Here is a 20,901-nt window from a genome sequence, read left to right as displayed (position 1 = left end):
AGTATCAGCAGGTATTATTCACACGCTTTGCCACAGTTGCCAATAGTGACCTGCTTTTGGCCAAGATAGCTCGGAATACCATAAACACGGTTATAAGCGATAGCGCCTATAAACTGGTTGTTATATAGCAACCCTGGTGTCCAGCTGCTGGTACGCCAGGTCCCGCTTAACGCATATTTACTGATACGGTTAGCACCTGGCGCACTGGCATTAAACTGACCACCCCATGCGGCGGTGATGGTTGGCGCTGTCTGATACACTCCGATATGCGCCTGGTGCTTGCCATAACCATGTGCATCCCGGTTGAGGCTGACAGTTAAATTCATGCCTGTTACCAGATTGCCAATGATGTTATCGATGTCTATGTCCAGATAGCGCTCTGCGGCGTCGACATTGCCACGTACCCGACTATCTGACAATATCTCTTGCATACCAAACAATGCGCCAGGCTGTTCCAATGGTGCAAATTGTTGCAGGTTTGCCTTAATCAGATCATCTACCACACCTGTGGCAGCGTCAGATGCAAAGTAGTTTACAAAATGGCTGATCCCCGGAATTGAAAACACGCCACCTGAGCAACTCACATCAACATCTCGGTTGTAATATACATCAATGTCTTCCAGCGCACCTGTATAATAATTGTATGTCACTGTTGGTCTTAAGTTTTCCAGACGAACAGAAACATTAACGCTTGGACACAATACACTGATACCATCAAATTTTACCTTGGTATACAAGCCGAGGTTCCCAACCGTTAAGCGTACTTTATAATTGTCGGTACCACTGAAGGTCGCAGAGATATTCTTTGCATCCACATCAATAGCGTAAATCGCTTTCACTGCACTCATACTACCGATATCTCGGCGAATATCTGCCTCGGTCTCCAGTTCAAGCTGCCTCATATCAGAAAACAAATTGTCCGCCAGTGAACCCAGGCTTATCGTACGAAGCTTTTGTGGCGCGTTCGGGTTGCCGGTAGGCTTAGTCAGGTTTAGCGTGGTTGTTCCGGCATGAGCTTGCTGAACAGTCAGCCCTGCAATGGCAAAGAGTGCTAATTTATATGCTTGTTTCATCTACTTTTTCCTTGTTATTTTGGTGCTTAGCGGTCGTAAAACTAGACGAACAAAACAACAAACAAGCGTCAATATAGTTAATTTTTTGTTTCGGACATGCTCTCTTCTTTTCGCTTTTTGGCTTGCAAAAAGCTACCTGAATTTAACAAAGATGGTGGTTTAACGCACAATAAGTACATGTGGTCTCTAAATGCTTTTCTAACACAATGGGTTTCGCTACAACTAGTGTAAAAAAGGAATGATAATAATGTTAAAGCACTTAGTCAGTACGCGGTTAACTTCTGCATTGCTTGTCAGTTGTACCGCTTTCACAATACCACTTGCACAGGCAAACAAGTCTCTGTCAGTGTCACAAATCCAACAGCAAGTTGAACTCAAAACCCCGCAAGCCATCGCTCGATATCGTGAACTGCTCAGCCTGCCGAACGATGCCAATTACCCCAACGATATTGAAAAACTGTCAGCCTGGCTAATGCAGGAATTTTCTCGCCGGGCGTTTAACGTACAAAAGCTTAAAATGTCTGGCAGTCCCATCGTTTATGCCGAACGCCTGGTACCGGGCGCAAGTAAAACAGTGCTGGTTTACTTACAGGCAGATGGTCAGCCGGTCGATAATTCAGCCTGGGATCAGCCTGATCCCTACACGGCAGAGTTAAAACAACTTATTAATGGCCAGTGGGAAACGCGCCCGTGGCCCGACTCAGCACAAAAGCTGGATCCTAACTGGCGTATATTTGCACGTTCGGCAGCTGACTCGAAAGGCCCAATCGCACAGTTTATTACGGCACTAGACATATTAGATGGCCAGCAAGCTTCACCCAATTACAATCTGAAGATCATCATGGATACTGAAGAGGAGCAGGGCTCCCCTAATTTACCCGCAGCCATTAAAGCCTACAAAGACAAGCTCAGCGCCGATTTACTGCTCATTTTCGATGGTCCGCCACACCAGACGAATAAACCAACGATCACTATGGGTGCACGCGGCATTGCCACGGTCCAGCTCACAACATATGGCCCCCGTAAGCCTCAGCACAGCGGGCACTATGGCAACTATGCTCCCAATCCAGCGCTTCACCTTGCTCAGATATTGGGCTCAATGAAGTCACAGCAAGGTAAAGTGCTTATTCCTGGCTTTTACGACGGGATCACCCTGTCAGATGAACTCAAAGCACAGCTTGCCACTGTTCCGGATGATGAACAGCAGATCATGAAAAAACTAGGCTTCTCGCAAGCGGATGACGTTGGTGCAAGTTTACAGGAATCTATCCAATATCCCTCACTAAATATCAGGGGACTAAGCAGTGCCTGGGTTGGTAAACAGGCCAGAACCATAGTGCCAGCCACCGCAACTGCCGCAATGGATATTCGCCTGGTTAAAGAGTCTGACGCCGGCCGATTGATCCAGCTTGTACGTCAGCATATTGAGAAACAAGGCTATTATGTCATCGACAGAGCACCGACTGATGCTGAACGTGCCCAACATCCTTACATAGTGACTATGGCATCGCGCGAGATATATGGTGCGTTTCGCAGTGAACCTGACTCAGCTGCAGGCCAAATGGCAATCAAAGGGGTCACTAAACTGCTGGGCAAATCACCTATAGTGCTGCGCTCCGGTGGCGGTTCAATCCCCATTGCCCCGATAGTGGATACTCTGGATATTCCTGCCGCCATTGTCGCCAGTGTCAACAGCGACAATAACCAGCACAGCCCAAATGAAAATCTGAGGGTTGGGCATTTTATCGAAGGTATCGCAATCATCACTTCCGTGCTCAATGAAAAACTCTGAGCTGGATAACCGAACAGGGCGCACCTAAGTGCGCCCTGTAATTTTTTCACTCACCGCGAAGTTATTCACCTACTGAAATAGTCCGATAGATTTCGTGGTATTCGTAGTGATTATCGACAACGACAAATGTAATCGTATACTCTCCCGCTTGCTCGAAAGTATGCGACATTTTTTCTGTGCCCAGCGCAAACGGCGCGTCACTACCAAATTGCCAATAGCGCGCGATGATCTCTCCATCCGGATCGTAGGAAGCCGACGAGTCAAAATCACATGTTAACCCATTGCATTGATAATCAAACTGAGCCACGGGTGGACGCAGGCCATCGAGCTCCAGATGCGCTGTTTTTATATCCTGACAACCATGGCTATCTTCAACTTGCAAAGTTAACAGGTAATTCCCCGCAGAAAAGTACTCTATTTCAACCTGCTGGCCATGATAGGTACCAGAAAAACGTGCGCCTTCAAACGTCCAACGATAGGTCAGCCCTTCCCTGTCATCCTGACTCACCGCACCATTAAAGCTACAAACGCCATAACCACACTGAGAGGTGAAATCAGCCACCGGCTCTGCATTGGCCGCATCCGCTGAATTGTCGATGGTAAGAAATTTTGCATATTTAGTGCCCCACTGGCCAGAGCTATCCTGTGCACGTAGCGTGAGGGTATATTTTCCATTGCGCCAGCGGCTTGTATCAAGCATATAATCAACGGTCTCGCGTGCGGTGTCGAAAAGGCCATCCGCAGCAGGCAACAGAATTCGTCGCTTAAAGTGTCTACCTTTCTTCCTGATGACCAGTTCCACTTTTTTAATCGCATCGCTCGGTGGTGCCTCTTGGACCAGAGAAGGACCAAAATGATCATCCGCTATAATCGCCTTAATCTGTACAGGCGCGCCCGCTGGTATGGCTTCACGGCCTGCACCTTGTAACCTGAGATCGACAATTTGCGGCCCTCCCGGCAGTTTGTAAGGGCGATTTGCCACTTTTGCTGCATATATCAATGCATTCAGATTATTAGGGAATATTTCCCCTTCAAAGTTGGCACAGCTTTCAAAGAAAGTGTTGCCCAGCTCAAAAGTAAAGGCAGCTACACCAAGTTGGCCATAAGCATAGCCATCTGCGGACCCGCCTGTTTTAAAGCGCTCTTTAGTCTGAAATGCCAGATAATTATTGTAGGCTGCCAGTCTGTGCCCCATCATGGACAGTTGCGGGTCATTTGGCCCTGGAGTGAGTTCACTCGACCAGGGCCACATAACATAACGGCTGAAGCTATGTAAATCGAGAAACACGCCCTGGGTGTTCAGTGGCGCGGGGTCAGTGATCTGATCGCCCCGCCTGTCACGGAACAAAGAATGAAGATATGCCTGAATCGCTTGTGTTTCAGGCTCGGAAGCTGCGCTGGGCCCATGAAAAGTCGCCGCACATTGGTCATCTGTAGACCCACCGATAGGCGATGCCCAGGCAAAATCGAAATTACGATTAAGATCGACTCCACGCATACTCTCATCAATGGCACAATAAGCAGAATTGGTATTTTTTCGCCAAAATAATCCCTGCTCGGCCTGAATCCGGCCGTCCGGGTTCGCTATTAACAGAATATGGATCTCTCGCTGGTTCAGTATCCAATTCACATCAGCATTCGTTTCGCGGTTCTCAAGTAAGTACTTAGCAAACTTGATTGTTGTTGCACCCGGTGTATATTCCCTGGCATGCAGAGCGCCCTGCATATATAAAGCAGGGCGTTTTCGCCACTTATTTTTCTGTTTATTTTTTAAAATCAGCACAGTCAGATCATGCCCACCCAGCCCCTGGCTTTTTTCCCAGGATGGACCTATCTGTTTTAGCTCGACAAAATCGGGGTATGTGTCTGCAAGTTGCTGAGCCATTTGATGAGTTTCTGCCAACGTGGGGTAGCAAGGAAAGTTAGGAATGCCGGATTCCTGTTCCATACTGACAGAACGCGTGAATGTGCTGGGTGAAATATGGCCCTGAGCGGCTACATCTGGACGGGAAAAAATCAATGCCCCGGCGTTACGTAACGTATCAAATTCAGTCTGACTTAACGTCAGCAGCAAATATCGCTCCCGAACTTCAACCATAGCATCGTGATATTGGGCAAGATAACCTGCTTTTTGCTCAGCGCTGGTAAACGCTAGTTGATAAATAGATTGCGATTGGTTTGATGGTAAGTATGCAGATGAATGATCGGCTTCAGCTCCCTTATGAGCGGCGGTCATTGTACTAACCGTACTCAACAGAAGCATACTTAATAGGCTTTTTTTCATAGTGTTTCCTTCTCATTAGTGAAAATTGTTCCGATTCTTCAGCTCTATTTTGTCTAGCAGTGTCTTTCCGTTTCAAAATTAGAGACTGCGAACTTAACATAATCACATCATCCTATGAAAAAGGTCATTATTTACGCTTTTATTACTACCCCTTTGACCACTAAAGCACATTGACTCGCCTCTTCCCTGGATAACTCTTGATTAAAAGGAACAAAATATGTGCCTGATTGGTATTTTGAACTGGGCCGTTTTGGCTTAGGCTACCCGCCAGGCAGACTCAATGTCGCCGATGATTGGCGTTATTGCTGGGTTTTAGGAAATCGTATTACGAACCTCGCGCCTTGTTCTTTGTGTTCATAATGTATGCTGCCTTTTAAAACTTGCGCAACAGAGTTATAGGCAATATTCAGGCCTAAACCCAGTTTTCCTTGTCCAAGCTGACTCGTATAAAACGGGTCAAACATTTGTTGCTGGTCAACTTCACTGATCCCCACACCATTGTCTTCGTAGATCACCATCACGTTTTCCCCCTCATCCTTTACTTCAATCGTGATTTTTCCGAAGGGCTGATCCACAAACCCATGAACACAGGAGTTATTCACCAACTGAGAGATAACTTTAAGCAAAGCTTCAGGATGAGATACAACCTGACAGGGCGATCCGTAAACATCCAGCGTGATACTCTGGTCAAGGCTTTGCCCTATCAAAGCCCCCCGTTGCTTAAGATAATCCAGTACGTCAAAATTTACTGCATCACTGGTATCTAAGGACGCTGCAACCATTTTATAGCGAGCGATAAGATCGGCTGCCCGACTAGCGTTTTTTGCTGTCATTGAAAGCATCTCTGATGCATCTTCGAGAAATCCCTTTAACTGTTTAGCACTGAGTTTTTGATCATTGAGCAATGTGCTTATGTCTTTGAGTTTATCTTCGAGACAAGATGCCGAAGTAACCACCAAACCAAGTGGCGTGTTTAATTGATGGGCCATGCCGGAAACCAGCGTGGTCATTGCTGACATTTTCTCGGATTCCAAAAGCTGCTTTTGCGTGGCTTTAAGGTTGCTCAACGTTTCTGTTAACGCCTGGTTCTTTGTTCTGATCCTGCGCATAAAGTACAAACTCAGGCAGACTATGATACATGCCGAAACAAGCACTAAGATAAGCTGATCTCTTGCTGCCTGTGTATGAAGCTGGTAGAGAGTGTTTTCTTGCGTTAACTTAGCAATATCCCGCTCTTTCATCGCCAGGTTCATTTGAGCTGCATAAAATGCCACGCCGGTTTCAGCCTGACGTTGCAAAAAGTCGAATTTACTTTGCATGTATAAATCAGATGCGCTCAGAGCATTTTTCCAGTCCTGTATCTGGTTATAGTAATCAACCAATAATTGATAGGCTTCCACTTTTTCTTGAAACCGCTCATATTGGCTGCTTAATGAAATCACTTCGTGGATCAAAGGCTCCAGCTCGCCATGACCTTGTTGTTGAAGTTTGAGTCTGATCAACTCTATCTGAGGAGCTATACTGTCCGCTACGGCGTTACTCTGCTTGCGCAACGCCACTGCAGATACCAAATGCTGCTCTGCCAACTCAATATTGCCCAATGCCAGGTAAGTTCTGCCTAAATTATGGTGTGACCAGGAACTATGATAAGTGAGCTCATTTTCCTCCCTCAAACTCAGGCTATTGGTATGGAATACCAAGGCTTTTTGGTAGTCCTTCAGACCAAAATAGGCCTCGCCAAGGTTATTTAACCCAACTCCCATCTGCTGAGGCAATGCTCTCTCCTTAGCATCCTCGTAAAACCGTTCGAAATAGACCTTAGCATCCTCAAATCGACCGAGTTTTAAATAGACATTACCTATGTTGTTTTCGGTTTGGCGCAGATATAGCTCAGTGTCCATTAAGCCTGCTAATCGGTAGCTTTCGAGATAGTTTTCCAGCGCTCTTTCGTACATACTCATACGAGTTAATGCACCTGCGGTGAGACTGTAGTAACTAAATAATATCGTCGGATCTGAGATTTCTTTGCTCATCCGTTTGCAAACTGACAGAGTCACAATAGCCCCTTCAATATCATCCGTCTGGATCTGAAACCAGGCTTTACCGTAAAGCAGTCTGATTTTCTGTCTTGTTGATAATTTCTCACCATGCTCGGTAAGCATGTCATCTGTCACATCGATTGCCTTTAACGGTGACTGAGCGGATGTGATGCGAATTTGTGCCCTTAATTGTTCAAATTCCGCTTCAGTATATGGCGTTGCCAGCACAATGCCGGATACCAATGCCCATACCCACATTGCATTACGTATATACATAAAGCCTTAACCCTCAACACCACTATTACATGTAAAGCATAGCAACAAAACTCACCTTAACACCGGGAGCTGCTCGTGTTATTCCCCTTATTCAGCAAGATATTCATTGTTTTAAAAGCCAGTTTGTTTGTTTTAAAATGTAAAACACCATTTTTTTCGCGCTGATTCGTGATTAGAATGGAGCCATTAATGACACAGACCTGTAAGGGACAACAATGAATAGTGTAAAACTTTCCGTTTTGGCGTTGGCTTGTTCAGCATTGCTGGCATGCTCCACCGAAACCACTGACTCCGAAAATGTAAAAACGGAGGCTATCTGGTCAAAAATCTACGTGACAACACAAGGGGAAACATCCCGTGTCATTGCTGAGTTAAACATTGATGGCCCGAACGGCAACAATATACGGCTGACTTCCAGTGACAAGCTAATCGCAAAAGCAGGCAGTATCAGTCAGATTATGGTCGAAGATGAAGAGCTATTCGACGTAGACTATCGTGCAATCTTCGATGTAACGTCTGGTGGCACAGAGTTTACTGTCGACTTTACCAGAGCGTCTGAAAACCAAACCCTGACATCGACAATGCAATTGCCGAAGCCGTTTAATATTATCACGCCGCAAAAAAATCAGTCATTCTCGGTCACTGACACAGTGACGCTGTCATGGACACCGGGTACAGAAGACGATACTGAACTTGAGAGTAAGTTGTCTATTGAATGTAAGAGAAATGATGGCGACCCCATCTTTATTTACGTCAGTAATGACCAGCTTTCAGACGATGGTAGCCTCACTATCGACCTGGATGCTATTGAAGGATTGAAGGATAGCGTGATCAATACCCGCCAGGCATGCAGTGCTGATTTTTATCTTGCCCGCACTCGCCGAGGTAGTGTCGATCCCAGCTATGCCAGTGGCAGTTCAGCAAAAGCGGTTCAGGAGCGCTACTCTGATAAGTTTGAGATCCGCCTAAGAGATTAGATTATTCACATTGTCGGCACACAGAGACACGCACGCATATTCCCCTGGAAATTAAGCGTGCTCTGTCCAGGCGTCACCTAAGTGGTCTGAGGTGCTGAACTGGATTTTTATTCAGAAACACGGCACACTGCTGGTTTTAAAATGTATGCAGTGTGCCTATGCGTTTTACGTTCTTGTTCGTCTTTTTGTGTATCCTTGTGCCATTTTGTGGTCACACTGCTGGCATCCGATTCGTTGCAGAAGATCTACCTCCCTATCATTTTCTCGATGTAAACGAAAAACCCACAGGGGCTCTGGTAGAAATAGCGCAACAACTGATGGCTGAAACTGGTTTAGACGGCAGCATAGAAATAATGCCGATGGCTCGTGCACTCCATGAGATGAGAGAACACAATAACACGCTCATGCTCTCTTGGCTCAAAACTCCGGAACGAGCCACGCAGTATCGCTTTTTGGGTGTTATGTGTCACGCGCAGGCATATTTAATTGGCCTCAAGGAGCGTACTTTTTCATTACACGACTTAAACAGTGCCCGACAGTACAGGGTGAGCACCATTCGCGGCTACTACAGTGAAAGGTTCTTACGTGCCGCCGGATATTCAGAAGAGCATGAATTAGTCTTGGTCTCTCATTATCAGACGCTCTGGCAAATGCTGTTTAAAGGCCGTACCGATTTGGTATTAACTAATGCACAAACCATCAACAAGGAACTCCGCGCACTTGGATTACCTGCAGAGCAGGTAGAACGCAAATTAGCTGTACCATCATTTCCTTCGGAGCTCCACCTTGCAACCCGGCTGGATTTTGATCAAAAGCAAGCCGAGCAGTTAAAGTCAGCTCTGACTAAGCTCAAAGACTCAGGAAAGTATCAACAGATCCTGACTCACTGGCAGCTTAAATAACGCTATGAGTATTGAAAACCAGACATTTTAGACTACTATCGTCATCAATATCTGGGAACTCAGGTGGGTTTGGCAACCGAGATTCAAATTGCATTTGCGGCGCTTCTCTTGCCATTTCATCGATCAGAAACTGAGCACTCACGTCAGGTGAGTTGACACAGGCAAGCACAATCCCCTGAGCAGTGAGCAATTCACCCAAACGCCTCAAAATACGTTGATAATCTTTAGTCAGTGCAAAGCTTCCCTTCTGAAAACTGGGTGGGTCAATCACGATCATGTCGTAGGGCCCTAGCTTCTTAACTTTACCCCAGGACTTAAAGAGCTCATGCCCCAGAAAGGACACCTTGCTTAAGTCATGGCCATTCAGCTGATGATTTACTTTACCCTGCTTTAACGCGGCTTTTGACATATCGAGATTCACAACATGCTCAGCGCCTCCAGCAATGGCTGCAACAGAAAAACCGCAGGTATAGGAAAACAAATTGAGTATGCGTTTACCAGCCGCATGCTTAAGCACCCACTCGCGACCCAGGCGCATATCCAGAAACAAGCCCATATTTTGCTTAGCGCCCAAAGACAGACCAAATTTCAGACCATTCTCGTTAACAACAGGCATTGCTTGCAACTCACCACAGACGATATCTACCGGTGCACCGCTGGCATAACGGTGCTGCAACAATATCGCTCGTGTTTTCTGGCCCCATTCGGGGTTTTTCATCAGGTCACACAGGCCAGCTTTAAGGGCTTCAACCCATTGCGGATCATGCTCTTTAAACAAGGAAACTTGAAGCTGTCCCTGAAGCCAATCGACAGTGAGGTGCTCAAGCCCAGGGAAACATCGACCCCGGCCATGGAACAGGCGTTGAATTTCATTGGGCAATGGAAGTTGTTGAGCAAGGTGGTTTAATAAGGTAGATAGTGGCGTAGCAGTCATTTAATTTGGGCGCTTTTCAATATTGGCCTCTATTGTACTTAGGTTTTTCAGTCCGATGCAAATAAGCGGGGGAGCATTTTAGCTCCCCCGTTGCAGTGTGAAAGAAATCAGAATCTCAGGCTAAGCCCGGCTGAAATCTCGCTAATCGCATTTTCACTTAAGTTGTAGTAGCTGTAGCTGAGGTTAATTGCCGTGTTTTCAAATACATCATAGCCAAATGTAATACCCCCATAGGCACTGGTCCCCTCTTTTTCGTACTGACGTAAATGCTTGCTATCGCGAGTACTGTCTATCTGATATTTCCAGTCAAATGCCCCTAAAAACAGTTCAGCGCTAAAGCTATCACGCCGCCATAACTCATAGCCTGTTTGTAGTGCAAACCCTTCCGGAAGTACCGGTGTTGCCCGTGCTACAAGCTCATGAACGGTGTCAGGTGTCAGTGATTGGCCACTAAGCGACAGACGCCCCTGACCGAGGTCAATAAAGCGTAAGCCAACCTCCCATTTAGGCATAAGCTCATAAAAAGCACCTGCAGACCAGGACTCACTGCTATCATCCACGGCACCAACTGTTAACCCACCAACAGATGCCGGTGCCTGATAATCAGCCTCAGCCTGGCCTACGGTTGCCTGTACCCGCCATTGCTCCGCCAATACTGGGTTAGCCAGTAAACAGCTGGTAGTTAACAGCGTATATGCCGGTAGCTTGCTGTTACGACGGCGCAAAATTAATGCCGACATCATGATCACTAATAGTCCTCCTAAACCACCCGAAGATGAATTTTCCACATTCACAGTCTGATAAGCCGATACTGTTACTTTGGCTATGCCTTGGCTGATCGCGCCTTTACTATCTCTGACCTGATACACAATCACATCCTCACCAGAGAAGCCAACTTTGGGCACATAGGTGAGTGTGCCATCGATGTTCACTGTCGCCTGACCATGTGTCGCGACAGCGCTTATCAGGAACAGTTCATCCCCTTCCGCGTCGGTGTCGTTGGCAAGTACATCAAGCACCAATGTTGTCTGGTCGTTTGTCGAGGCAACATCCAATGTCGTCTTAGGCGCACTATTTACAGTCAAATTGACAATTGCCTGACTGTTTGACGTCCCGCCCTGACCATCTGAAATACTATACTCAATGGTGGCGACACCGACGAAAGTTGCAGGTGGCATATAAACCAGCTTATTGTCTTCAATACGAACTGTACCAAAGTCAACTGTAGCACCGGTAATCATCAATGGATTACCATCTGCATCAGTGTCATTTTCCAGTACATCTATAACTATCTGTTGCCCCGATGCTACGGTGACCTCATCAGCAACAGCCACAGGCAAGGTATTTTCCGTTCTGGGAACAGCAATACCACCAGGGTCAACGACACTGCGGTTGGCAATGCCGTCGTCGTCGTTAGGACCACCATCAACGATTTGCAACTGCACACACCAATCGCCCTCTGTGATGCCATCGGTCCACTCATTACTGCCTGGAGGTGGACAATACCCGGGTTCACCTGTGGCAGATAATATGGCATTGCCATCGACAACCACGAAATCAACCCAGTCTCCGTTTTTGAATTTACGATATACGGCATTGGCAGGAATGGGTCTGCGCTGCGGGATTACAATCGTATACGTATCGCCAGCCTGTGGTAAGCCGGTTGCAATAAAGTCAAACAGGCCACCGATATTTATCGCGTTGTCATCGCCTGGCAGTTCACTTTCGAGCAACTGCACACCGCCAGTTGAGTTTTGCGCTACCGTCGCACCTTTGCGCAAGCAAACACCAGGTTCGCCTTCAACCAGGAACTGGGCCGATTCCGCTGCTTGCTCCTGCATCACGTTACACTCAGTGATGGCATCCTGGAAGTCAGGTATACCATCGCCATCCGAGTCAACGTAACCTTCTTCATCATCTGGAATTAAGTCACCATCGGTATCAACTTGAGTTAGCGCCTGTAGTTCAGCAACCACCTCAAGATAGATATCTCTTCTGGAAGAAAGGCTAGGCTGGGCATCATCTGTTGCAGTCACCGTCAACTGGTAAATACCCTCTGCTAGCTCAGAAGTACTAAATACAAACGTATTTTCCTCTGCGCTCTGATCGGTCAATGCATTATCAACAGCATTCCAGGCCAGCGTCACGTTATCCTGCGGATTCGCATCTCTGGCTGTTGCCGTCACCGTGACCAGTTCATCATTGATAGTCAGCAGTGAACGGACTTCACCTGCCTGCTCGACTTTGACAGAGACAGTAGGTGCCACGTTTTCTTCAACAATGGTCACTGTAGTGGACGATTTTGCCCCTCGGTTCAACGAGTCTGCCAATGTAATGACAATACTTTCGTTGCCCTCTATGACCCCATCACCAAATATATTGAAGCTGATTTGAGCTGAGGTACCAGATTCAATCACCACTTGGCCATCCACTAAATCATGGTCGGCAGCGTCAGCTGTACCCGAAACAGTATAAGGAATGGTCACCGGATAACTGGGCGCCGGACCATTCAGGAACACATTTACCGTATGGCTTTGCTCTTCTGCTACTTCACTGTTTTTCTCAAGCGAAACAAGCGGATTTACAAATACATTTTGCGTCGCGATGGACTGTAGCCCCTGGCTATCTGTCGCCTGCCAGTAAACAAAGTGCGTGCCCGGCGCAAACAAGGTAGAGCCATCGACCAAAGACACCGCTATTGTGTTGCCATTTCCGTCTACTGCGGTTGCTGTGCCTAAAGGTACCTTAGTAAATAACCCTGTTGCATTGGCAGTCACGTCGGCAGGTACGGTAATAACAGGTAAAGCCGTCACCGGTGCTGAATTGATCCTAACCTGAGCCGTTGCCTTACTGCGGGCCTTTTGGCTGTCTTCTATCAGGTAGTCGATGACAATTAAGCCCTGGGTATCCGCCTGGGCGACGTAAGACAGGGTGCCATTAACAATAGACACACTACCGACGGATGCTTTGGCACCGACAATCTTCAGTACATCGCCTGCATCAGCATCAGTGTCGTTTGCTAACACATCAAGACTGTAAGTATTGTTGGCCTGCGGTTCGAAAGTAAAACTGTCATTCACTGCCCGCGGCAAATCATTGACCGCATTAATGGTGATCTTCACTTCACCTGCTGTCGAGTCCAGGCTGCCGTCATTGGCAATATAGCTGAAGCTATCCAGGCCATTAAAGTTGCCAAACGGCGTATAGGTGAAAGTATTACCCTGCAACACCAGTAAACCATTTACTGGCTGGCGCTCAATGGAAACTGTAACGCTATCACCATCTTCGTCCGAAGTATCTGCCACAAAACTGGTTGTGCCGTCCTCGTTAACCACCACGTCCATATTGTTCGCAATTGGCTGGTTGTTCACAAACTGAACCTCAATGTCGAACGGACTCAAGGAGGTCTGTGTAACGCCGTCACTCACACTGATCACAATATCGCTGTAAACACCCTCGTCATCTCTGGCTGGCGTGCCCGATAGCGTACCCGTTGCGGTATCAAACTGCGCCCACACAGGCTGGTTGGTAATGGCAAACGTCAGAGCGTCTCCATCTGTATCAGAAGCTTGCGGGGTAAAGCTATATTCAGTGTTATGTACCACGGTGGTATCAGGCGTACCGGTAATCACCGGCGCATCATTTACAGCATTAACCGTTAACGAGACAGTTGCTGTATTTGAGTCAAGCACACCGTCATTTGCCATAAAGCTGAAGCTGTCCGAGCCATTAAAATCTGCATTTGGCGTATACAGCCAGGTTGTATCAGACTGTTGTTGCAGTGAGCCCGACGACACCCCTGATACTATGCTGTATGTCAACGTATCAGCATCAGGATCCGTACCACTGAGCGTGATTAGTAGCGTATCGTCTTCGTTGAGTGACAGGACCTGCCCTTCTACAACTGGCGCATCGTTTATCGGCGTGACACTCAGCGTTACGGTGGCCTCATTCGATACCGCGCCGGCCTGATCTCTCACCGTGTAGGTGAAGCTGTCATTACCAAAGTAGTTTGTATTGGCGGTATAAACAATGGTGCCCTGTGCTGTCACTGTTGTTTGGCCATTCTGAGCTGCATTCACGACGGTGACACTGCTTAAGTCGAAGCTGTCTCCTTCATCTACATCAAAGTCATTGCCCAGTACGTTAACTTCAAACGACCCTTCTTCTTGCAGCTCAACACTGTTGTCAACCGCTACCGGGGCGTCATTCACAGGTGTTAAAGTGACGGTGACTGTCGCCGGTAACGATGCAAGCCCTTCGCTGTCGGTTAATGTATAGGTAAAGCTGAATGAGCCTGTTTCGTCTTGCTTAGGCGCAATCTCCAAGGTGCCATCAGCCAAGATGGTGACGTCAGCTTTGGCATAGCTACCGGCACCATTGCCTTGATCTTCCAGCGTGACATTCGCACCATTAAAGCCCTGATCTTCTACATCCGAGTCGTTGGCAAGAATGTCGAGAACAACTGTAACATCTTCATCTGTGGTTACTGAATCGTCACCGACCACAGGGCGGTCATTGATAGCGCCAATATTGACCGTAATGTTGGCTGAAGCCGAGGCCAGCCCGTCACTGTCAGTAATGGTGTAGGTAAAGGTCTCTTCCCCAACCTCATTAGTGTTTGGTGTATAAACTAAAGTACCGGCTTCCTGGTCCAGCGTGACCAAACCAAGACTTGGTGCACTGGTCAGTGTCAGCTCCCCAGTTGGGACACCATCTTCAATGTCGGTCGCTGCTGCGCGTACAGCCAATGCCGCTGACGGGGTATCTTCGTCAGTGCTGATGGTTAAGTTTGCTGCAACCGGTGCATCATTTACCGGCGTAATAATCACAACTACCGTTGCCTGCTCAGAGGTATTAAGCGCAGTATCAGCAACCGTGTAAGTAAAGCTATCCTGGCCATTCTCGTTGCTGGCTGGCGTGTAAGTTGCTATACCATTAACAATTGACACAGACCCTTTAGTGGGTTCAGTCACGACAACAGCCGAAGCTGCGTTCATATTGCCTTCTGGGTCACTGTCATTGTCCAGCAGTGCTATTTGTACCGCTGTATCTTCATTTGTCGTTGCACTGTCATCAACCGCTGTCGGCGCATCCTCTACCGGGTTAATTGTTAACGACACCGTATGCGTTGAAGAGGCTGCATTTTGCGCATCCGTGACCTGGAAGGTAAAGCTGTCGCTGGTACTTTCCGAACCATCATGTTGATAATTAAAGCTGCCATCGGCATTTAAGGTCAGCACACCATGCTGAGGCTGTGACAGCGCACTCACAGACAAGCTGTCGCCGCTATCTAAATCATCGTCATTGGCGTTGCTGAGTAAGCCTAACGTGGTTGTGACAGTCAACAGCTGCCCTTCGTCAAGACCAAAGCTATAGTCTTGAGCTGTCGGCGCATCATTCGTATTAATGACCTCAATATCAAAGGCACTGAGTGACTGCTGTGCAGTACCGTCTGAAACCGTAATCACTATCTGACTATCTGTACCCACATCTGCATCGCTCGGCGTGCCCGAAAGCGTACCAGTTGAGGTATCAAAGCTTGCCCAGCTGGGTTGATTACTGATAGAGAAGACCAGTACGTCACCTGCATCAACGTCAGAGACAGTCGGTGTAAAGCTATAGCTTGCGTCTTCATTTACACTGGTCGCCGGTGTGCCACTAATTTCTGGCGCATCATTGGTATTAACAACAGTGAGCGAGAACGCAGCCAGAGAAGTCGATGTTGTGCCGTCACTCACTGAAATCACTATGTCGCTTGTAGTACCTACATCGCTGTTGCTGGGTGTGCCTGACAGGGTTCCCGTTTGCGTATCAAAGCGTGCCCATGTTGGCTGATTCACAATACTAAAGGTTAAGCTGTCTCCGTCTATATCCGACGCAACCGGTGTAAAGCTGTACGCCGCGTCTTCATTTACAGATGTTTCAGGTGTACCGGAAATAACAGGTGCATCATTGACATTCACAACCGTAATTGCAAATGCATCCAGGCTTGCCGTTTGTGTACCATCAGTGACACTGATCACGATTCCCTGGTAAGTCCCTACGTCACTGTTGGCAGGAGTGCCAGTTATCGCCCCCGTTGAGGTAGAGAAACTTGCCCAGGATGGCAGGTTAGTGACACTAAAGGTTAACGTGTCGCCACTATCAACATCTGACGCCGTGGGAACAAAGCTATACCCGGTATCTTCGTTCACGCTGGTCGCTGGCGTTCCTGATATGACAGGGGCATCATTGGTATTGGTAACGGTTAACGAGAAGGCAGCCAATGAGACTGTTTCGGTACCATCACTGACGCTTATCACGATATCCGAGAATGTACCTACATTGTCATTCGTGGGAGTTCCCGAAAGCGTGCCAGTCTGTGTATCAAAGCTTGCCCAGGCAGGTTGATTCGAGATGCTAAAGGTCAAGCTATCACCGGTATCCACATCATTGGCTGTCGGCGTAAAGCTGTACGCAGCATCCTCACTAACGCTGGTCGTTGGTGTGCCTGATATTGTAGGTGCATCGTTGGTATTCACCACTGTGATATCAAATGCCGTCAGACTCACAGTTTCGGTGCCATCCGTTGCACTGATAACAATTCCCTGATAACTGCCAACATCGTCGTTGGTCGGCGTACCTGTTAGTGCTCCTGTTGAAGTATCAAAGCTAGCCCACGATGGTAGATTCTGAATGCTAAAGGTCAGCGTATCCGCATCCGCATCCGTTGCGGTTGGGGTAAAGCTGTAGGCACTGTCTTCGTTAACTTCAGTTGCAGGCGTACCAGATAGTACTGGTGCATCATTCACCGCGGTTACCGTCATTGTCACCGTCGCTTCGTTCGACACTGCACCGGCGGTATCCGCTACCGTGTAGGTAAAGGTATCTTCACCGGAGAAGTTAGTATTAGGTGTATAAATAATTGCACCTGCAGTCGTGACTTGGGCCTGACCACTGCTTGGGGCCTGAACCACTGTAACACTGGATGCATCGAAGCTGTCGTTCTCGTCCACATCGGTGTCATTACCCAACACATTGACTTCAAACGAGCCCTCTTCCATGAGCTGTGCAACGTTATCAACAGCAACTGGCGCATCATTGACCGGCGTCAGCGTCACTGTCACTGTTGCTGCATCTGAGCTAAGCCCTTCGCTGTCGGTCAGCGTGTAGGTAAAGCTAAAGGTACCGGTTTCATCTTGTTTCGGTGCTATCTGCAATGTGCCGTCTGTGAGTATACTGACCTCTGCTTTGGCATAGCTACCCGCTCCGTTACCCTGATCTTCCAGAGTGACATTCGCGCCATTGAAACCCTGATCTTCAACGTCCGAGTCGTTGGCAAGTATGTCAAGCGTCACGCTGACATCTTCATTGGTCGTCACACTGTCATCAACAACAACAGGACGGTCGTTCACTGCACCTATATTCACTGTGACGGAGCCAGACTCAGAGGTACTTCCTTCGCTGTCAGTAATTGTATAAGTAAAGGTATCTGTGCCCGTCTCGTTTGCATTTGGCGTGTACACCAACGTACCGGCTTGCTGATCTATGGCTACGCTGCCTTTTGAAGGTTGTGTGGCCAGTGCAATATCACCTGAAGGCGTACCGTCCTCAATATCGCTGGCACCGGCACGCACAGCAATGGCGTCGCTGGCATTATCTTCATCTATTGAGACGGTGAAGTTTTGAACTGTCGGTTGGTCGTTAACGGCCGTGATAGTCACGGTCACAGTTGCTTCTGCGGAAGTATTAAGTGCCGCATCTTTAACCGTATAGGTAAATGTATCCTGGCCCGTTTCATTGGCATTTGGCGTATAAGTTACCACGCCATTCGCGATGGTCACAGATCCTTTGCCAGGTTGCGTCGCGATAGCAGCTGAAGCCTCGACCAGATCATTTTCCGGATCGCTGTCATTGGTCAGCAGGTCGAAAATAACCGCGGTGTCTTCATTTGTGGTTGCCGAGTCGTCAACTACCGTTGGCGCATCCGCCACCGGCGTGATAGTCAGCGTAACAGTTTGGGTTGCAGACGTTGTATTGTTACTGTCGGTAACCTGGTAAGTAAAGCTATCGCTGTGGTTTTCGCTACCATCGTGCTGATAGCTGAAGCTGCCATCTGTGTTCAGGGTTAACTGGCCGTACTGTGGCTGGCTTACAGCACTCACCGTTAAGGTGTCTCCGCTATCTGTGTCATCATCCGTAGCTGTGCTCAATAAACCGTTCGCGGCAGTGACTGTCAGAGTTGCTTCTTCATCCAATGTGAAGGTGAAGTCCTGTCCAACCGGTGCATCATTGGTATTTACCACCTCAATACTGAATGCTGTCAGCGTTGCCTGATCAGTGCCATCAGACACTGAAATTTGAATATTTGCATGTGTGCCAACATCAGCATCCGTTGGCGTACCCGTGAGGGCGCCCGTCGTCGTGCTGAACTCTGCCCAGTCTGGCTTGTTCACGATGCTGTAGGTGTGTGTATCTCCATCATCCGAATCGGTCAATGTCGGAGTAAAGCTATAAGCTTCATCTTCGTTTACTGTGGTAGCAGGCGTGCCCGATAGCACCGGAGCAACATTATACTGCTTAGTCACGGTGGCAGTGACACCTTCAGCGGCATTACCTGCGTCATCAGATACAGTCACGGTCAGCGTCAAAGTTCCCTCATCAAGGGTGCTGACATCAACGCCTGTCAACTGCTGGCTGCTTGCAGTGATTGTTGTAGCGCTATTACTTGATACCGTATTGGTTCCATCGCTGACTTGATAGGTAAATGTACCAGACCCTTCTAAGCCAGATAGGGTAAAGCTAAGCGCCGATTCATTGTCTCGGTTGATCAGTGTTTGGTCGATCGCGACGGATTGGCCTGATGGTGTAACATTATCAAGTGTTATGCTTTGTGTCGCAGCCGTGGAGGTGTTGCCTGCTGTATCAGCTTGTGTAGCAGACACCGTCAGGGTGCCGTTGTTCAGGCCACTGACGTCCAATTCACTACCGCTTAGCGTCCAGTTACCTGAGTTATCGGCGGTCACCGTACGGCTCACCGAGCTGTTATTGTCGGTGATGGTCACCGTCACACTGTTGCCCGACTCGGCACCTGAACCGGCGATCAGCACATCGTTATCTTCCGCGGCACTGACGATACCATCGGTTTCAATCGGCGTGGTGATGGTCAGCGCCGAAGGTGCCGCGTTATCCAGAGTAATGGTTTGCGTTGCTGCGGTAGAGGTGTTGCCCGCCGTATCCGATTGCGTGGCCGACACTGTCAGCGTGCCATTGTTCAGGCCACTGACATCCAGCTCACTGCCGCTGAGCGTCCAGTTCCCTGAGCTGTCGGCGGTCACGGTGCGACTGACAGATGAATTGTTATCCGTGATGGTCACCGTCACACTGTTGCCCGACTCGGCGCCTGAACCGGCGATCAGCACATCGTTATCTTCCGCCGCACTGACAATGCCATCGGTTTCAATCGGGGTGGTGATGGTCACTGCCGACGGTGCCGCGTTATCCAGGGTAATGGTTTGCGTGGCAGCCGTGGAGGTGTTGCCCGCTGTATCCGCTTGTGTAGCAGACACCGTCAGGCTGCCATTGTTCAGGCCACTGACATCCAGCTCACCGCCGCTCAGCGTCCAGTTACCTGAGCTGTCGGCGGTCACCGTACGGCTCACCGAGCTGTTACTGTCGGTGATGGTCACCGTCACGCTGTTGCCCGACTCAGCACCGGAGCCGGCAATCAGTACATCGTTATCTTCCGCCGCATTGACAATGCCATCGGTTTCAATCGGGGTAGTGATGGTCAGCGCCGAAGGTGCCGCGTTATCCAGGGTAATGGTTTGCGTGGCAGCCGTGGAGGTGTTGCCCGCCGTATCCGCCTGGGTGGCCGACACCGTCAGCGTGCCGTTGTTCAGACCACTGACATCCAGCTCACTACCGCTCAGCGTCCAGTTGCCAGAGTTATCGGCGGTCACCGTGCGGCTCACCGAGCTGTTGTTGTCGGTGATGGTCACGGTCACACTGTTGCCGGCTTCCGCACCGGAGCCCGCAATGAGTACGTCGTTGTCTTCCGCGGCATTGACAATGCCATCGGTTTCAATCGGCGTGGTGATGGTCACTGCTGAGGGTGCTGCGTTATCCAGGGTAATGGTTTGCGTGGCAGCCGTGGAGGTGTTGCCCGCCGTATCCGCTTGTGTAGCAGACACCGTCAGGGTGCCGTTGTTCAGACCACTGACGTCCAGTTCACTGCCGCTTAGCGTCCAGTTGCCAGAGTTATCGGCGGTCACCGTACGGCTCACCGAGCTGTTGTTGTCGGTGATGGTCACCGTCACACTGTTGCCGGCTTCCGCACCGGAGCCCGCAATGAGTACATCGTTATCTTCTGCGGCATTCACAATACCATCGGTTTCAATGGGTGTAGTGATGGTGACCGCAGATGGCGCCACATTATCGAGTGTGATGCTTTGTGTCGCAGCCGTGGAGGTGTTACCCGCTGTATCCGCTTGCGTCGCAGACACTGTCAGCGTGCCATTGTTCAGACCACTGATATCCAGCTCACTGCCGCTCAGCGTCCAGTTGCCTGAGCTGTCGGCGGTCACGGTGCGACTGACAGATGAATTGTTATCCGTGATGGTCACCGTCACACTGTTGCCCG

8 protein-coding genes are annotated in these 20,901 nt (G+C 48.8%); 3 read left to right on the top strand and 5 right to left on the bottom strand.

Going from position 1 to position 20,901, the window contains the following annotated elements:
- Nucleotides 1-14: 14 nt before the first annotated feature.
- On the bottom strand, nt 15-1,073 hold the full coding sequence (locus tag ACXAH1_RS20850; protein WP_475199306.1) for a hypothetical protein: 1,059 nt from the start codon (nt 1,071-1,073) through the stop codon (nt 15-17).
- Nucleotides 1,074-1,320: 247 nt separating this feature from the next.
- Here ACXAH1_RS20850 and ACXAH1_RS20845 point away from each other — a divergent pair, with 247 nt between their 5' ends.
- The gene (locus ACXAH1_RS20845; RefSeq protein WP_253047347.1) at nt 1,321-2,865 is read left to right on the top strand and encodes a M20/M25/M40 family metallo-hydrolase; all 1,545 of its coding nucleotides are present in this window, start codon (nt 1,321-1,323) and stop codon (nt 2,863-2,865) included.
- 61 nt (nt 2,866-2,926) lie between these two features.
- Here the strand turns inward: ACXAH1_RS20845 and ACXAH1_RS20840 are convergent, their stop codons facing one another.
- Both ACXAH1_RS20840 and ACXAH1_RS20835 read right to left on the bottom strand, forming a co-directional pair.
- Nucleotides 2,927-5,149 carry a M14 family zinc carboxypeptidase gene (locus ACXAH1_RS20840; RefSeq protein WP_475199303.1) on the bottom strand — a complete coding sequence of 741 codons (2,223 nt, stop codon included), beginning with the start codon at nt 5,147-5,149 and terminating at the stop codon, nt 2,927-2,929.
- 299 nt (nt 5,150-5,448) lie between these two features.
- Nucleotides 5,449-7,464: a tetratricopeptide repeat-containing sensor histidine kinase gene (locus ACXAH1_RS20835; RefSeq protein WP_475199301.1), complete on the bottom strand. Its 2,016-nt coding sequence runs from the start codon at nt 7,462-7,464 to the stop codon at nt 5,449-5,451.
- Nucleotides 7,465-7,679: 215 nt separating this feature from the next.
- On the opposite strand from ACXAH1_RS20835, the gene ACXAH1_RS20830 reads away from it, so the two are divergent.
- Nucleotides 7,680-8,441, top strand: coding sequence for a hypothetical protein (locus ACXAH1_RS20830; RefSeq protein ID WP_253047334.1), 762 nt, complete (start codon nt 7,680-7,682; stop codon nt 8,439-8,441).
- Nucleotides 8,442-8,599: 158 nt separating this feature from the next.
- Nucleotides 8,600-9,343, top strand: a complete 744-nt coding sequence (locus ACXAH1_RS20825; RefSeq protein ID WP_475199299.1) for a substrate-binding periplasmic protein — start codon at nt 8,600-8,602, stop codon at nt 9,341-9,343.
- Here ACXAH1_RS20825 and ACXAH1_RS20820 read toward each other — a convergent pair.
- Nucleotides 9,336-10,277, bottom strand: a complete 942-nt coding sequence (locus ACXAH1_RS20820; RefSeq protein WP_475199298.1) for a class I SAM-dependent methyltransferase — start codon at nt 10,275-10,277, stop codon at nt 9,336-9,338. The two genes, ACXAH1_RS20825 and ACXAH1_RS20820, sit on opposite strands and share 8 nt — an antisense overlap.
- Before the next feature lie 107 nt (nt 10,278-10,384).
- A partial coding sequence (locus tag ACXAH1_RS20815; RefSeq protein WP_475199296.1) for an Ig-like domain-containing protein occupies nt 10,385-20,901 on the bottom strand: 10,517 nt, incomplete at its 5' end.

The organism is Pseudoalteromonas sp. AWH4_217 (assembly GCF_056161105.1).
Note: the sequence above shows the minus strand (reverse complement) of the source record. Positions and strands in the feature narration are given on the sequence as shown.

Bases quoted from the DNA above. Each gene is read 5' to 3' on its own strand.
- ACXAH1_RS20835 (WP_475199301.1), bottom strand. From the start codon at position 7,464: ATGTATATACGTAATGCAATGTGGGTATGGGCATTGGTATCCGGCATT.
- ACXAH1_RS20850 (WP_475199306.1), bottom strand. From the start codon at position 1,073: ATGAAACAAGCATATAAATTAGCACTCTTTGCCATTGCAGGGCTGACT.
- ACXAH1_RS20830 (WP_253047334.1), top strand. From the start codon at position 7,680: ATGAATAGTGTAAAACTTTCCGTTTTGGCGTTGGCTTGTTCAGCATTG.
- ACXAH1_RS20820 (WP_475199298.1), bottom strand. From the start codon at position 10,277: ATGACTGCTACGCCACTATCTACCTTATTAAACCACCTTGCTCAACAA.
- ACXAH1_RS20845 (WP_253047347.1), top strand. From the start codon at position 1,321: ATGTTAAAGCACTTAGTCAGTACGCGGTTAACTTCTGCATTGCTTGTC.
- ACXAH1_RS20840 (WP_475199303.1), bottom strand. From the start codon at position 5,149: ATGAAAAAAAGCCTATTAAGTATGCTTCTGTTGAGTACGGTTAGTACA.
- ACXAH1_RS20825 (WP_475199299.1), top strand. From the start codon at position 8,600: ATGCGTTTTACGTTCTTGTTCGTCTTTTTGTGTATCCTTGTGCCATTT.